General features: G+C 67.3%; 11 protein-coding genes and 2 pseudogenes. 6 read left to right on the forward strand and 7 right to left on the reverse strand.

Going from position 1 to position 15072, the window contains the following annotated elements; genetic code table 11:
- Positions 1-76 precede the first annotated feature (76 nt).
- Positions 77-1069 (reverse strand): universal stress protein, encoded by a 993-nt coding sequence (locus OL239_RS00355; protein WP_268910270.1) that lies wholly within the window; start codon positions 1067-1069, stop codon positions 77-79.
- Positions 1070-1349: 280 nt separating this feature from the next.
- Here OL239_RS00355 and OL239_RS00360 point away from each other — a divergent pair, with 280 nt between their 5' ends.
- Both OL239_RS00360 and OL239_RS00365 read left to right on the forward strand, forming a co-directional pair.
- A complete protein-coding gene (locus OL239_RS00360) occupies positions 1350-1994 on the forward strand; it encodes an FAD-binding protein (RefSeq protein WP_268910271.1) in 645 nt (214 codons plus the stop codon).
- A 154-nt stretch (positions 1995-2148) separates the two neighbouring features.
- Positions 2149-3578, forward strand: a pseudogene (locus OL239_RS00365) (NCS2 family permease).
- A gap of 106 nt (positions 3579-3684) precedes the next feature.
- Here the strand turns inward: OL239_RS00365 and OL239_RS00370 are convergent.
- The 3 genes from OL239_RS00370 to OL239_RS00380 form a co-directional block, all read right to left on the reverse strand.
- A complete protein-coding gene (locus tag OL239_RS00370) occupies positions 3685-4554 on the reverse strand; it encodes a spermidine synthase (protein WP_268910272.1) in 870 nt (289 codons plus the stop codon).
- Between the two features lie 247 nt (positions 4555-4801).
- Positions 4802-5137 (reverse strand): thiamine-binding protein, encoded by a 336-nt coding sequence (locus tag OL239_RS00375; RefSeq protein WP_268910273.1) that lies wholly within the window; start codon positions 5135-5137, stop codon positions 4802-4804.
- Between the two features lie 59 nt (positions 5138-5196).
- Positions 5197-6738: an APC family permease gene (locus OL239_RS00380; RefSeq protein ID WP_268910274.1), complete on the reverse strand. Its 1542-nt coding sequence runs from the start codon at positions 6736-6738 to the stop codon at positions 5197-5199.
- Between the two features lie 251 nt (positions 6739-6989).
- Between OL239_RS00380 and pta the strand changes: the two genes are divergently transcribed.
- The 4 genes and pseudogenes from pta to OL239_RS00400 all read left to right on the forward strand — a co-directional run bounded on the left by pta (position 6990) and on the right by OL239_RS00400 (position 12111).
- Positions 6990-9062, forward strand: a complete 2073-nt coding sequence (gene pta / locus OL239_RS00385) for a phosphate acetyltransferase (RefSeq protein WP_268910275.1) — start codon at positions 6990-6992, stop codon at positions 9060-9062.
- Entirely contained in the window at positions 9062-10219 is a 1158-nt protein-coding gene (locus OL239_RS00390) for an acetate/propionate family kinase (RefSeq protein WP_268910276.1), read from the forward strand. The genes pta and OL239_RS00390 overlap by 1 nt, the downstream gene beginning before the upstream one ends.
- A 142-nt stretch (positions 10220-10361) precedes the next feature.
- The gene (locus OL239_RS00395; protein WP_268910277.1) at positions 10362-10838 is read left to right on the forward strand and encodes a hypothetical protein; all 477 of its coding nucleotides are present in this window, start codon (positions 10362-10364) and stop codon (positions 10836-10838) included.
- Positions 10839-10927: 89 nt separating this feature from the next.
- Positions 10928-12111, forward strand: a pseudogene (locus tag OL239_RS00400) (zinc-dependent alcohol dehydrogenase).
- 53 nt (positions 12112-12164) lie between these two features.
- Here the strand turns inward: OL239_RS00400 and OL239_RS00405 are convergent.
- The 3 genes from OL239_RS00405 to OL239_RS00415 are packed head-to-tail and all read right to left on the reverse strand — an operon-like array spanning position 12165 to position 14923.
- Positions 12165-12680, reverse strand: coding sequence for a metallophosphoesterase family protein (locus tag OL239_RS00405; protein WP_268910278.1), 516 nt, complete (start codon positions 12678-12680; stop codon positions 12165-12167).
- A 9-nt stretch (positions 12681-12689) separates the two neighbouring features.
- Positions 12690-13085 (reverse strand): hypothetical protein, encoded by a 396-nt coding sequence (locus OL239_RS00410; protein ID WP_268910279.1) that lies wholly within the window; start codon positions 13083-13085, stop codon positions 12690-12692.
- Positions 13082-14923 (reverse strand): glycoside hydrolase family 15 protein, encoded by a 1842-nt coding sequence (locus tag OL239_RS00415; protein ID WP_268910280.1) that lies wholly within the window; start codon positions 14921-14923, stop codon positions 13082-13084. The genes OL239_RS00410 and OL239_RS00415 overlap by 4 nt, the downstream gene beginning before the upstream one ends.
- Positions 14924-15072 lie beyond the last annotated feature (149 nt).

A 15072-nucleotide genomic window follows, 5' to 3' on the forward strand; every position in this document is an offset into this window, starting at 1 on the left:
CCGGCGCCCGGCTGCGCCTCGGCCGGGCTAGTTTTCGGCCGGAGTAGTCCTGCGGCCGGAGTAGTCCTGCGGCCGGCTAGTCCTGCGGCACCGGCCCGAACGCCGAACGGTCCGCCAGCCGCGGATCTTCGTGGTCGGGGACCACCATGACCGGCCCCTTGGCGTGGTGGAGGACGCTCTGGCTGGTCGAACCCATCAGCATTCCGGTGAACCCGCCCCTGCCGCGAGTGCCCAGGACCAGCAGCTCCACGGATGCCGTGCGCTCGATCAGGATTTCCGCCGGCGGACCGTCAACCAGCTGCACCGTCATGGGCAGCCCCGGGAAGTGGCTTTGCAGCCAGTCCCGGCCCGCGCGCAGCTGTTCGGAGATCTCCTCGTGGAGCGCTTCCAGATCCATCGGCGCCGGAACCCAGGCCAGGGAACCGCTGAACGGCGGCAGGGCGCACAGGATCTGCAGCGGCAGCCCCCGGTTCACTGCCTGCTCGGCCGCAACCAGGGACGCGGCGCGGCCCTGCTCCGACCCGTCCACGCCAACTACCACCATGTCCTCGACGGTCTGCTCGGTGGGTGCCCCGGACGGCGGCCGGACCCCGGCTTCCGGAAGCCGGCCGGCAGTGCGCAGCGGCACCACGGCGGTGGGGCATTTCGCGTGCGCCGGCAGGGCGCTGGACACCGAGCCCAGCAGGCGGCCGACAAAGCCGCCGCGGCCCCGGGATCCCACGACCATGAGGTCTGCTTCCTCGGAGAGTTCCAGCAGGACGGCGGCCGCATCCCCGGTCTCGACCCTTGGCAGGACCTCAATGTCGTATCCGCTGATGCGCTCAAGCGCCTTGTCCAGCACTGACCGGGCACCGTCGCGGATGATCGCGTCATCCATCGTGGTGTAGCCGGCGTCCATCGAGGACGCGGCAAAAATGGGAACGGTGTAAGCGGTGACCACATGCAGCGGAGTCCGGCGCCGTTCGGCTTCCTTTGCCGCCCAGACCAGGGCAAGGAGACTCTGGTCGGATCCGTCCACGCCGACGACGATGCCCGCCGACCCCTCCAGCCCGCCGTATTCACTCCACATTGAAGACAAGTGCCCCACCCCTTATGGTTCATCACCGGACGCCGTGTTCGTCGTCGAACACTGGAACCGTGCTTGTTTCGGTAGCCTACCGCGCGGCGGCCCCGCGCCGTGGTGTCCCCCGAAACACGCCCGCCAAAGCACTACACAGAGGTCCCTGCGGCGGATAGGCTTCGGGGCATTACAGCCGAAAACCGTCGCCGGGCAGCCGGGTGGCGCACATCTGCGGGACCGGAAGAGGCGCCGTTCCCGCTGCCTTGATCTACGTCAGGGGGTTGCCTCGGTGGATGGAACAGCGAACCGCGCGGAAGACGATGCGCCGGCGGCAGCCGGGCCGGGCACCGAGGTGGCGGCCGCCGTCGTCATAGGCTGCGGCCTGACGGGCCTGGCAGTGGCCAGCGAACTGAGCCGGCACGGCATCCATCCCATTGTCCTCAACGGGCTGCGCCAGGACACCGCCCCGGTGCCCGTCCCCGGCCCTGCCCCCGATGCCCTGAGCCTTCCACAGCGCGCGGAACTGCTGCGCCTGCTCCACGGTTATGCCGCCGGCCACTCCCTGGACGTCCGCCGCGGCACCCCCGCCGAGGAGCTGGGCCTGCTGCGCGGACCCGGCAGTCCTGCCCGGGAGTCCGGCGCCCTGCGGTGGACAGTCCACACCCGGCACGGAGTACTGCTGGCCGACACCGTGGTGCTCGCGGGCTGCGGCCAGCCGGCACTGGTGAAACTAATCCATGCTCTTGGCTTTGCCGCAGGCGCGGAGCTGATGAGCGCCCTGCGCGGCGTTGGACTCTACATCGTGGGCGCCGGCGAGGTGCTTACTGCTCCCACCCGCGAACTCCTCCGCCAGGCAAAGCGGGCCGGCCGGCAAATAGCGGCGCGCGGTGCAACCTTCGACGGCACGTCCACCCTGGGCGTGGGCACCGCTTAGAACCGCCCGCCGGGCCACCGCCCCGGACGCGAGCAAAATCACAATAAACCCCGTCCGCTTTGGCAATCGGTCCCGCTGCCCCGGCTGGAAGGGGCGCGATAAGATCGAATGGCGGATTTTCCCAGCAAACCAACACCCATTCAGAGGAACGTTCATGCTCAAACAAGGTTCAAAGCTGGACCAGTATTTTGAAATCACCAAAAGGGTTCTTCCGTTTCCCGCGAAGTCCGGGGTGGTTTGGCCACGTTTTTCGCCATGAGTTACATCGTTGTACTGAACCCGCTAATCCTCGGTGGTCCGGACTCCGCGGGGAATACGCTGGCCGGCCCCGCCGTCGCCGCGGCCACCGCCCTCGTGGCCGGCGTGCTCACGATCATCATGGGTGCCTGGGCAAAGCACCCCTTTGCCCTGGCTACGGGCTTGGGCGTCAACGCCTTCGTTGCAGCAACCGTGGCCACCAATGAGGGCCTGACCTGGCCTGATGTCATGGGCTTGATCGTGCTTTCCGGCATCACCATGTTCATCCTCGTCCTGACCGGTTTCCGCACCGCCGTCTTCAAGGCCGTTCCCGCAGGCCTCAAGACTGCCATCGTCGTCGGCATCGGGCTGTTCATTGCCCTCCTCGGATTCGTGAACGCAGGATTCGTCCGGCGCATCCCCGATGCCGCCGGCACGACCGTTCCCGTGGAACTGGGCACGGGCGGACAGCTGCTGGGCTGGCCCAGCCTGGTTTTCGTGTTCGGCCTGATCCTGACCATCGGTTTGATGTCCCGCAACGTCAAAGGCGCCATCCTCATTGGCATTGTTGCCTCCACCATCCTCTCCGTCATCATCGAGCTTGTGGCATCCCCGGGCGCGCAGGGCGCGGGCGTGGAAACCGGCTGGTCGCTGGTTACGCCGAGCATGCCGGACTGGGCCGCACCGGATCTGTCCCTGCTGGGCCAGGTCAGTGTGTTTGGCAGCTTTGAGAAACTCGGCATCGTGGCCGCGTCACTGCTGGCCTTCGTGATCCTGCTCAGCATTTTCTTCGACGCCATGGGCACCATGGTTGGCCTGGCCACCGAAGCAGGGTCGATTGACAAGGACGGCAACATTCCCAACGTGGAACGTGTGCTGCTGGTCGACGCGGCGGGCGCCGTAGTGGGCGGCGCCGCGGGCGTTTCCTCCAACCAGATCTTCGTCGAGTCCGGCTCCGGCATTGCCGAGGGCGCCCGGACCGGACTCGCCTCCGTGGTGACCGGCCTGCTGTTCATCGTTGCCATGTTCCTGACCCCGCTGATCTACCTGGTGCCGTTTGAGGCCGTGGCTCCGGCCCTCGTGGTGGTGGGGTACCTCATGGTGTCCCAGGTGGGCAAGATCGACTGGAGCGACATTGGCATCGCCGTCCCCGCGTTCCTGACCATCGCCCTGATGCCGTTCACGTACTCCATTGCCAACGGCCTGGGAGCCGGCTTCATCGCCTTCGCGCTGATCCGCCTGTTCCAGGGCCGCGCCAGGGAAGTCCACCCGCTGATGTGGGTTGTGGCCGCGGCGTTCGTCTTGTTCTTCTCCGTGGGAGCAATTTCCTCCGCCCTCGGGATGTAGCCGGGCTCAGGAAGCCGGCACGAAAAAGCCGCCCGAACCGCACTGCGCGCTTCGGGCGGCTTTTCTTGTGGCTGTCCGGATGCCCGCCCCAAGTGGCTGGCGCGGATCAGCCTGCCTCAGCGTCAGTGAGCGGCTGGGTTCCCGCCGCAAAGGCCCGCACCTTGGCGTCCTCCCATAGGTGGGCGGGCACCGCGCCGCCCAGCAGTGTCCGGGGCAGCGCGGGATGTCCGGCGAAGGGCAGGTCACTGCCGGCGATGATCATGTTGCCGTACCGCCGGCCCTTGAGCATGGCCGGGTCGGCAACGATGGCCGTGTGCGCAAAAACGGCCGCCACCGCGGCGGCTTCGCGCCGTGCACCCTTCAGATCCGGAGTGTCACCGCAGTTCATGATGTACAGCCCTCCGGGCGCGAGGACGCGTGCCGCTTCCGCGGTGAACTCCAGAGTGGTCAGGGCCGGCGGCGTTTTGGCACCGGCGAAGACGTCCCGGATGATCAGGTCCCGGCTGTCCGCATGAAGGGTCTCGGTGACCCCGCGGGCTTCCCCCACCCGCAGCCGCATCAGGGGCGCGCGGGGCAGGTCAAACCAGGCACGCACCAGTTCGGCGAGCCGCCCGTCCAGTTCAACGACCACCTGCCGCGCATTCGGATAACCGGCGGCAAAATAGCGGGCCATGGAACAGGCGGCACCGCCCAGATGGAGGGCACGCAGTTTTGCGTCTGCCTCCCAGTGGGTGTCTGCAAGGGCGGCGATCCAGCGCATGTACTCGAAGTCGAGCTGCCGGGGATCGGCGACGTCGATGTGCGAGCTGTGCACGCCGTTGACCTTGAGGATCCATCCATTCGGGTTGAACTGGTCCGGAAGGAGTTCGCAGGTGCCGGTGTCGATGGGGAAGGTTCCGGCTACGGGGCCGGATTTCGGTGTTCCTTCGGCCGGTTCGGAGGCGGCAGGGCCTTTGCCGGGTCGTTGCCGGCCCATCAGGCCGGTGTCCGCTTGAAGGTGGGAGTCATGCCTTCAGTTTGAGTGCCGGGCTGGGGCCCTTTTACCCCCGCCGAGTGTCGGGATAATGCCCTTGCCTGCCATCCATTGACGGAATCACGCCTGTATTTCGGGCTGAAAGCCGGAGGAGCCCGGCATTCGATGAAGACAAGCCGCACGAGCCCGACACTCGACGGGAAGAAGACGACGAAAACGGCCCCCACGGCAAGCGGGCGCCCGGCCGACCCTAATCGGAAGAGCGCTCCAGGGCTGCTTCCAGGCGTTCCACCTTGCCCTCGAGCTCACCGGAGTGGCCGGGCCGGATGTCTGCCTTGAGGACCAGCGACACCCGGCTGCCGTAGCGGCCCACTGCCTCCGTGGCACGGCGGACCACATCCATGACTTCGTCCCACTCACCCTCCAGCGTGGTGAACATGGCGTCGGTCCGGTTCGGCAGGCCGGATTCGCGGACAATCCGGACAGCGGCCGCGACGGCATCGTGCACCGATGCGTCCGCGGCGCCGGCACCGGCAGGGGTGTCCGGACCAACGCCGGACGGGGCTACGGAGAAGGCAACTAGCATGCCGACCAGTCTGCCACCCCCGCGGGGAGGTGCAAGTCCCCGCGGCAGGCACAGTCCGGCTAGGCCTCCGGGGCGGCCGGCTCCTGTTCGCGCTCCAGCCGGTCGGCGCGCTCGGCCGCACGCAGCTCCTTGAACTTGTCATTCAGCCGCGAATGGCGGCGGCCGTAGGCGAAGTAAAGCAGGAAGCCGACCAGCAGCCAGGCGGCAAAGTAGATCCAGGTTTCCACGGCCAGGTTGGTCATCAGGTACAGGCAGAGCAGGGCCGAGACGACCGGAATCACTGGGCCGAACGGCACACGGAAGGCGGGCTTGAGGTCGGGGCGCTTGCGCCGCAGGACCAGGACTCCGACACTGACCACGACAAACGCGGACAGGGTGCCGATGTTGATCATTTCCTCCAGCACGTCCACCTGGGTGAACCCGGCGACCAGGGCCACGAGCGTTCCGCACAGGATCTGCAGGCGGGCCGGAGTGGAATGCTTGTCACTGGTGCGGGAAAGGGCCCGCGGCAGCAGTCCGTCGCGGCTTATTGCCAGGACCACCCGCGCCAGGCCCATCAGCAGCACCATGATCACCGTGGTGAGGCCAATCAGGGAGCCGACGGCGATGACCCCCGCCGCCCAGGTGTTGCCTACGAGCGTAAACGCGGTCGCCAGATTCGGCGACTCGACGGCTGCGAGGTCGGTGTACGAGACCATGCCCGTCAGGGCCAGGGACACACCTATGTACAGGAGGGTGACCACGGCCAGTCCGGCGAAGATTCCCCGCGGCAGCGTCCTGCCCGGATTCTTCACTTCTTCCGCGGAGGTGGCGACGACGTCGAACCCAATGAATGCGAAGAACACGATCGCCGCGCCGGCAAAGACGCCCAGCATGCCGTACTGCGCCGGAGCGGCACCGGTCATGAAGGAGAACAGTGACTGCTGCATCACGCCGTCGCTGCCCAGCGACTCGGTCGGCACCGATTCCGGGATGAACGGGGTGTAGTTTTCGGCCTTGACGTAGAAGAACCCCGCAATGATGACGAACAGCACCACGCCGATCTTGATCAGCGTGAACACGTTGCCGACCTGCGCGGAAAGCTTGGTTCCCTTGACCAGCAGCACGGTGAACACCGTGACGATCAGCAGCGGGCCCCAGGTCAGATCCACCGGGCCCAGGTCGATCGTGGCCGGGATATTTAGGCCCATCAGGGTGAACACTTCGCTGAGGTAGATGCCCCAGTACTTGGCAATCACCGCCGCAGCGGTGAACAGTTCCAGGATCAGGTTCCAGCCAATGATCCAGGCCACCAGCTCGCCCATGGTCGCGTAGGTGAAGACATAGGCGGAGCCGGCCACCGGAATGGCGGTGGCGAACTCCGCGTAACACATGATGGCCAGGGCGCAGGTGAGGGCGGCCAGGACAAAGGAAAGGGTTACGGCAGGGCCGGAAAAATTGGCGGCTGCATTAGCTCCCACGGAGAAGATGCCCGCGCCCACGGCAACGGCGACACCCATGATCATCAGGTCCCACGTTGTCAGGGTCCGCCTGAGCCGGCGGCCCGGCTCGTCGGCGTCCGCGAGGGAATCCTCAATGGGCTTGGTTCTGAAGAGACTCACGGTGGTCCTTGTGCTCTGGTATTTCGTCAAAACTAACCGATCAATCGTAGGCCGCGGCCGGCCTGCCTCAGTTTAATCCCACATGCTGAGACGCTGCGGTCCATTCGGAGCCGCCGGCCGCCGGTTCCGGCGGGTGTAGCCGCATGTCCGCTAGCCAGCCATGGACGCTTTTGGGAGGATGAGAATGTGTTCCGCGCCACACTATGGAAGCGGACCGCGTGCTTCCCAAACCCACAGATCGGACAGCAACCATGGCCCGCGGAATCTATATCAGCGCCATGACCCCGGGGTCCGGCAAATCCCTTGTCACTCTCGGCCTGGCGGACATGCTGCTGCGCCATGCAGACCGCGTGGGGTTCTTCCGGCCGATCGTGGAAGGCGCCGAACCGGCCCGGGATCCGATGGTCCGGCTGATGCAGCGGAAGTTCAACCTCACTCCCGAAACAAGCCGCGGCGGGCTCACCCGCCCCGAACTGCGCGCCCTGCTGGTCGCCGGTGAACGCGGGGAGGTGGACTCCCGCTGCCTGGCCGTCTACAACGAAGTGGCCGCCCACTGCGACGTGGTGATCATCGAGGGCACCGACCTCTCGGGACACGACGTCGCCCTGGAGTTCGACCTGAATGCCCGCCTCGCAAACAACCTGGGCGCGGTCGTGCTGGCCGTCGTCAACGCCCGGGAAATGACGGTGCCGGAAACGGCGGACGCGGTGGATGTGGCCCGCAGGGAGCTGCATTCGGCACGGTGCGACCTGCTCGCCATGATGGTCAACCGCGCGGAGCCGGATGCGGTGGAGGAGATCCGGACCGCGGTGCGCCCCGGAACGTCGGGCCGGCCGGTTTACGTGATGCCAGAAGTGAATGAAATTTCCCAGCCGTCCATGTCGGAGGTCGCCCGGGCCCTCAAGGCCCGCCAGGTGGCCGGCAGCCCGTCACTGGAGCGCGACGTCGTCGGCATCAAAGTGGCGGCCATGACGGTGGGGAACTTCATTTCCCAGCTGGACCACGGGAACCTGGTGATTGCCCCCAGCGACCGGGCCGACGTCATGGTGGCCGCCCTGGCCTCCGCCGTTGCGCCCGAGTTCCCGGTGCCCAGCGGCATGGTCCTGACCGGTGGCCTGCCGATCGATCCCGGGATCCTCGCCCTGCTCTCCCAGGCGCCGTTTCCCGTGTTCGCCGTCGACGTCGACACCTACACCGCGGCGCGGCAGGTGAGCCGGGTCCGCGGGGAGATCTCCTCGGGCCAGCGGCGCAAGGTCGCCGCCGCCCTGGGTGTGTGGACCCGGCACGTGGACGAAAACGAACTGCTGGAGCGGCTGCAGCTGCCCCGCCCGGAGAAAATCACGCCGCTTCGCTTCCTGAACCAGCTGATCATCCGGGCCCGGGCGCAGCGCAGGCATATTGTCCTGCCGGAGGGCCTGGACACCCGGGTCCTGCGGGCGGCGGAAATCCTGCACCGCCGGGACGTTTGCGCGCTCACCCTGCTGGGACCGGAGGGGGAAGTGCGGGAGCTGGCCGCCAGCGAGGGCATCGACCTCAGCGGCACGGCGATCATCAACCCGGCCACCAGCGCCCTGCGGGATGACTTCGCGCGCGAATATGCCGCACTTCGGGCGAAGAAGGGCGTGACGCTCGAGGACGCCCGGGAACGCATGCTTCACGGCGCATATTTCGGCACCATGATGGTCCAGCTGGGCCGCGTTGACGGGATGGTCTCGGGCGCGGCGCACACCACGGCAAACACCATCCGCCCCGCCCTGGAATTCATCCGCACCAAGGAGGGCGTGGACATTGTTTCCTCCGTGTTCCTCATGCTCCTGGAGGACCGGGTGCTGGTCTACGGCGACTGTGCCGTGAACCCCGAGCCGGATGCCAAGCAGCTGGCTGACATCGCCCTGGCGTCGGCCGGCACGGCGTCCCGGTTCGGTGTGGAACCCCGGGTGGCGATGCTGTCCTATTCGACGGGCGCCTCCGGTCACGGCGAATCCGTGGAAATGGTCCGCGCGGCCACGGAAATTGTCCGCAGCCGCCGCCCGGACCTTCCGGTGGAAGGGCCCATCCAGTACGACGCCGCGGTGGACGCCACCACGGCGGCGTCGAAAATGCCCGGATCCGACGTGGCCGGGCATGCCACCGTTTTCATCTTTCCGGACCTGAATACCGGCAACAACACCTACAAGGCGGTGCAGCAGTCCGCCGGCGCGGTGGCGGTCGGGCCGATCCTGCAGGGACTGCGCAAACCCGTCAATGACCTCTCCCGCGGCTGCACCGTCGAGGACATCGTTAACACCGTGGCCATCACCGCGGTCCAGGCCCAGGAGGGCTGATGCTCGTACTCGTCATCAATTCCGGTTCCTCGTCCCTGAAGTACCAGGTGCGGGACACCGCCAACGGGGAGCTCCTGGCCAAGGGCATCATCGACCGGATCGGTGAGGATGCGGTCCCGGACCACGGCGCGGCCCTGGAGGAGCTAAGCCGGCGCATGCCCGGCCTCCTCGGCGGCCGCAGCATTGACGCCGTCGGGCACCGGGTGGTGCACGGCGGCGAGCGCTTCAGCGAACCCGTTCTGGTCAACAATGAGATTGTCCGGTCCATCGAACGGCTCAGCCCGCTGGCACCCCTGCACAATCCCCCCAGTGCCCGCGGCATCCGGGCCGTGCACGACAAATGGCCGGATATTCCCCAGGTGGCGGTCTTCGACACTGCCTTTCACCGCACGCTGCCCGAGCACGCCTGGCGCTACGCCGTGCCGGACAGCCTCTACCGGAAGTACGGGATCCGCCGCTACGGGTTCCATGGGACGAGCTACGGGTACGTGGCGCCGGCCGCAGCCCGGTTCCTTCGTATTGAACCCGGGGAGTTCGACGCCGTTATCGCCCACCTGGGCAACGGTGCGTCCGTCACGGCGATCCGGAACGGCAGGAGCATCGACACGTCGATGGGATTCACCCCGCTGGAGGGGTTGGTGATGGGCACCCGGAGCGGCGACGTTGACCCGTCCATTCTGGTGTTCCTGCTGCGCGAAGGCTACGACGCCGACTCCCTCGACAACCTGCTAAACCGGGAATCGGGACTTCTGGCACTGGGTGGCGCCTCGGATATGCGGACGGTGGAGGAGGCAGCGGCAGCAGGCGACGGCGCCGCGGCCCTGGCGCTGGACGTCGCCGCCTACCGGCTGGCGAAGTACATTGGCGCCTACCACGTGGCCGTGAACGGCGCGCAGGCAGTGGTGTTCACGGCCGGCATCGGAGAGAATTCCCCCGAATTCCGCGAGCTGACCGTTAACAAGCTGGGTGCTCTCGGAATCACCCTGGACCGGGAAGCAAACCAGCGGCGCGAACCGGGGGCGCGGCTGATCAGCGCCCCGGATTCGGCCGTTCCGGTGCTGGTGGTGCCCACCGATGAAGAGGAAGCGATCGCCGAAGCCACCGCCGCCACCGTGGCGCGCGACTTCGCCCCGCCGGCAGGGAGAGCAGGCGGCTGACCTGCACCGCCGCGGAACTACCCGGCGGAAACTGAGTGGCGGGCCGGTAATCAGTGGAAGGGACTCCCATTCGGCCGGCCTTTGGGCTACGGTCGAAGACCGGTCAAGCAGAGGCCGCCTGCCAGCGCCTGCGGAGAATCCCATGGACAGCCTCACCTCACGGGAACACCCATCATCCGACCACACACTCCGGGTTCTGGTCCGGGTGGACACCCGGCTGCGCGAGGCCTGCGTGGAAGTGCGCGGCTGCCTCACCTCCGACACCAGTCCCACGCTCATGAACATCCTGGCCCACACCGGCACCCTCGGGGCCGCCGTACGCATCAACCTGCTCCGGGCCGCCCACGTGGAGCAGGATGCCCTGGAACTGCTGTTTTCCGGAGCCGGCCCGGCCACCGGGGAATGCCCCGTCAAAGTACTGGCACCGCCGAACCTTCCGGTCTGCCGCCTGGGCTCCTTCGCCGCGCCCGCAGCGGACCGCCACGGCGCGCCGGCCCGTCCGCTGACCAATGAAGAGGCCCTCGAACTGGCCTTCCTCCGCAGGGATCCCCGGGTACTGGCCGCCGAACGGGCGGCCGGCCCGCACCACCCGGAAACCGGGCACGACATTCCGGTGTGACCGAGCCGTTTTGTCAGTACCCTTACTATTTGCGACAATGGGAGCACGCACTTTCAAGCACCCAAAAGCAATTAGCAGGAGGATCGCACGTGAAAGCAGTTACTTGGCAGGGAAAAACTCCGTCAGCGTCGAGCAAGTCCCGGATCCGGTCATCCAGGAGCCCACTGACGCCATCATCCGCGTCACCTCCACCGCAGTCTGCGGTTCGGACCTCCACCTGTACGGCGTACTCATGCCGTACATGAAGCCGGGCGACATTCTCGGCCACGAGACCATGGGCATCGTGGAAGAGGTCGGCTCCGCCGTCACCAACTTGAAAAAGGGCGACCGTGTGGTCATCCCCTTCCAGATTGCCTGCGGCGACTGCTTCATGTGCCGCCAGGGCCTGCAGACCCAGTGTGAGGTTACCCAGGTCCGCGAGAAGGGCTCCGGCGCCGCCCTCTTCGGGTTCTCCGAGCTGTACGGCTCCGTTCCCGGCGGACAGGCCGAATACCTGCGGGTTCCGCTCGCGGATTACAACCCCATCAAGGTCGGCTCCGAACTCCCGGACCACCGCTACCTGTTCCTCTCCGATATCCTGCCCACCGCGTGGCAGGGTGTCCAGTACGCCAACGTGCCCGACGGCGGCACGCTCGCCGTTTACGGCCTGGGTCCGGTGGGCCAGTTCGCGGCCCGCATCGGCACCCATTTGGGCTACCGGGTGATCGGCGTCGACCCCGTGGTGGAACGGCGCAAGCTGGCCGGGCAGTACGGCGTGGAGACTCTGGACCTGCATAAGGACGTTGCCGATGAGCTGCGCGAGATGACGGAGGGCCGCGGACCCGACTCGGTGGTGGACGCCGTCGGCATGGAAGCCCACGGCTCCCCCGCCGGCAAGGCCGCGCAGACCGCTGTTGGCCTGCTTCCCGACAAGCTGGCCCAGAAGGCCATGGAAACGGCCGGAACGGACCGTCTTTCAGCCCTTCACGGAGCGCTCGACGCGGTCCGCCGCGGCGGGACGGTATCCCTGAGCGGCGTCTACGGCGGCACGGCCAGCCCCATGCCCCTGATGAACATGTTCGACAAGCAGCTGAACCTGCGCATGGGCCAGTGCAACGTCAAGCGCTGGACGGATGACCTGATGCCGCTGGTGGAGGATTCCACCGACCCGCTGGGTGTCACCAACCTGGTAACCCACCAGGCATCCCTCGATGAGGCTCCGGAGCTGTACGAGAAGTTCCAGAAGAAGGAAGACGGCTGCATCAAGGTGGTCTTCCAGCCCGGGAACAACTAGGCACCCGCCTGCTGCCCCGCCGTCCGCCTATCGGACCGGCGGGGCAGCAGCCGTTAAGCCGCGGACGTGCGCGGCGGAAGCCGCACGAGCTCGGACGCGACGTCGGCGCCGTCCACTGTGACACGCAGGTAGGTGCAGAAAGGCTGCCGGCGCCGGTCGGTGGGCGACCCCGGATTCAGCAGCCGCAGCCCGCGCGGGGTCACCGTGTCCCACGGGATGTGGCTGTGCCCGAACACCAGCAGGTCGGTGTCCGGAAACTGTTCGTCCATGCGCCGCTCCCGGCCGGCTGCCGCACCGGTTTCGTGAATAACCGCCAGACGGACCTGCTCGATGGTTGCCGTCGCCACCAGGGGCAGCCGCGCCGGCAGCGCACCGCCGTCGTTGTTGCCGTAGCAGGCAATGAGCCGGTGGGAGCGCCGCAGCATCTCGTCGAGCGACTCTTCGCTGACCCAGTCGCCCGCGTGGACGACGGCGTCGGCCGCTTCGATGTCCCGCCAGAGCGCTTCGGGCAGTTTCCGCGCACGTTTGGGGAGGTGGGTGTCGGACAGGACGAGCAGGGTGGTTGCCATCTCCGGCCCCTAGCGGCGCAGGCTCCAGGCCCAGCGGATCAGGGGAAGCTGCAGCGGCAGCCGGGCCAGGTGAATGGCTTTCTGCTGATCTGATCCGCGCGGGCCGAAGGCACGCTGCAGGGCACTGAGGTGTCCGGCGATGAAGGCAACATACATGACAGCGGTGGCCGTGGCCGCAGCCCGCCGGGTGGCCGGCAGCAGCAGGCCGGCCGCCGCGGCGAATTCCAGTGCGCCGCTCAAATGCGTCCACTGCCGGCGCGTCATCACGCCCAGCGCGCCGTTGGTATCCGTGCTGATGCTCCGGGGCACCACGGCGTTGTAGAACTTCGGGTTGCGGAAGTGGTTGACGGCGCTAATGGTCAGCAGGGAGGCCATGCCGGCCGCTGAAATGCTGTGGCGGTTCATGTGCTTCTTTCAGATGGGAAGAACGCGCCGGTGGGCACGGGGGACGGTCGGCCCGGCTGACGATCCGCGGTATTCAGCGCATCTGCGGCCCGGACGAGGGCGAGGTGGGAAAAGGCCTGGGGGAAGTTCCCGGCCATGGTGTTCCCTACCGGATCGTACTCCTCGCTCAGCAAACCCAGTTCATTGGAGTAACCCACGAGCTGGTCCATGAGGGCGGTGGCCTCCTCCATCCGTCCGGTGGCGGCGTACTGCTCCACCAGCCAGAAACTGCAGGCGAGGAAGGGGTTTTCGCCGGTGGGCAGCCCGTCCACGCCGGAATGGGTGGAGTAGCGCAGCAGCAGGCCGGAATCGGTGAGCAGGTCCTTCTCCAGCCGCGCTACGGTGCCGAGCATGCGTTCGTCGCCGTAGGGCAGGAAGCCGACCTGCGGCAGCTGCAGGAGGGCGGCGTCGACCTCGGCGCTGCCGTAGTACTGGGTGAAGGACCCGAGTTCCGCGTTGTAGCCGCGGTCCAGGATCTCCTCCCGGAGCCCGTCCCGCAGGGCATCCCACAGTTCCACCGGCCCGTCCAGGCCATGGGTCCGCACCGCTGCCGCCGCCCGGTCGAAGGCTGCCCACATCATGACCCGCGAGTGCGTGAAGTGCTGCGGTTCGCCGCGCATTTCCCAGATACCACGGTCCTTCTCCTCCAGATGGCGTTCCAGGAAGGACATCAGGGCGCGCTGCAGGGGCCAGGAGAAGTGGTCCTCAGCCACCCCGCGGTCGCGCAGTTTGGCCAGTGCCACCATCACTTCGCCGACAACATCGGCCTGGTACTGGCTGACGGCGCGGTTGCCCACCCGGACGGGAACGGCGCCCCGGTAGCCGGAGAACTGTGTCAGGATGCGCTCGGGCAGGTCCCGGGCCCCATCCACGGCGTACATGATCTGCAGGTCCTCCGGATCCCCCGCAACCGCCCGCAGCAGCCAGTTGCGCCACTGCAGGGCCTCCTCCGCGTAGCCGTGGCCCAGCATCGCTTCCAGCGTCAGCGCCGCGTCCCGCAGCCAGCAGTAGCGGTAGTCCCAGTTGCGTTCCCCGCCGGCTACCTCCGGAAGCGAAGTGGTGGGGGCCGCGACAATTCCGCCGGTGGACTCGTGCGTGAGCGCCCGCAGCACCAGCAGCGAGCGCCGGACCGCCGGGGCATACCGCGGTGCGGGCTCGCAGGACGCCGCCCAGGATTCCCAGTAGGCGGCCGTGGCCTTCAGCGCGGCATCGACGTCCGTCAGTCCGGGAGCCGCGGAGTGCGAGCGGAACCAGGTCAGCTCCAGGTCCACCCGTTCCCCGGCCGAGACCTGGAATCTGCCCACGTGCCGGTGGTCCTGGGCCACAGGCAGGTTACCACCTCGCAGCACCAGCGCACTGGGCCCGGCAATGGCCAGCAGCCGCTCACCGTGCGGGTACGGGTCCCGGCGCATCCACGGCAGGACCGTGCCGTAGTTGAACCGCACCTCCAGCTCCTGGCGCATGTCCACGGTGCCGCTGATCCCCTCCACCCGGCGCACGATCGATGCCAGCCCGTCGGCAACCGGCATGAACTCGGTCACCAGCACGGTTCCCGTAGCGGTGACCCAGCGGGTCTGCAGAATGAAGGTGGACCCCGTATAGCTGCGGTGAACGACGTCGGCATCTCCCTCCGGCGCGAGCAGCCAGCGGCCGTGGTCTTTGGTTCCCAGCAGCGCGCCAAAGACCGACGGCGAATCGAACCGGGGCAGGCAGAGCCAGTCGATGCTCCCCCGCCGGGATATCAGGGCACCCGTGTGCAGGTCCGACACCAGCGCATAATCCTCAATCGGAGCAGCCATCACCCCACTCAATCACACTGCCGCAGCTTGGCCTAGGACGCCGCAGGGCGCCCTGCATTGGCTGACATGGCACCATGCCAAGCAGACTGACAAGATGGGCGGCATGAACTTATTTTCGATACGTCCCGTCCGGCGGGTCCGGACCGGCG

The sequence above is a fragment of the Arthrobacter sp. ATA002 genome, assembly GCF_026898095.1.
Taxonomy (GTDB): Bacteria; Actinomycetota; Actinomycetes; order Actinomycetales; family Micrococcaceae; genus Arthrobacter_B.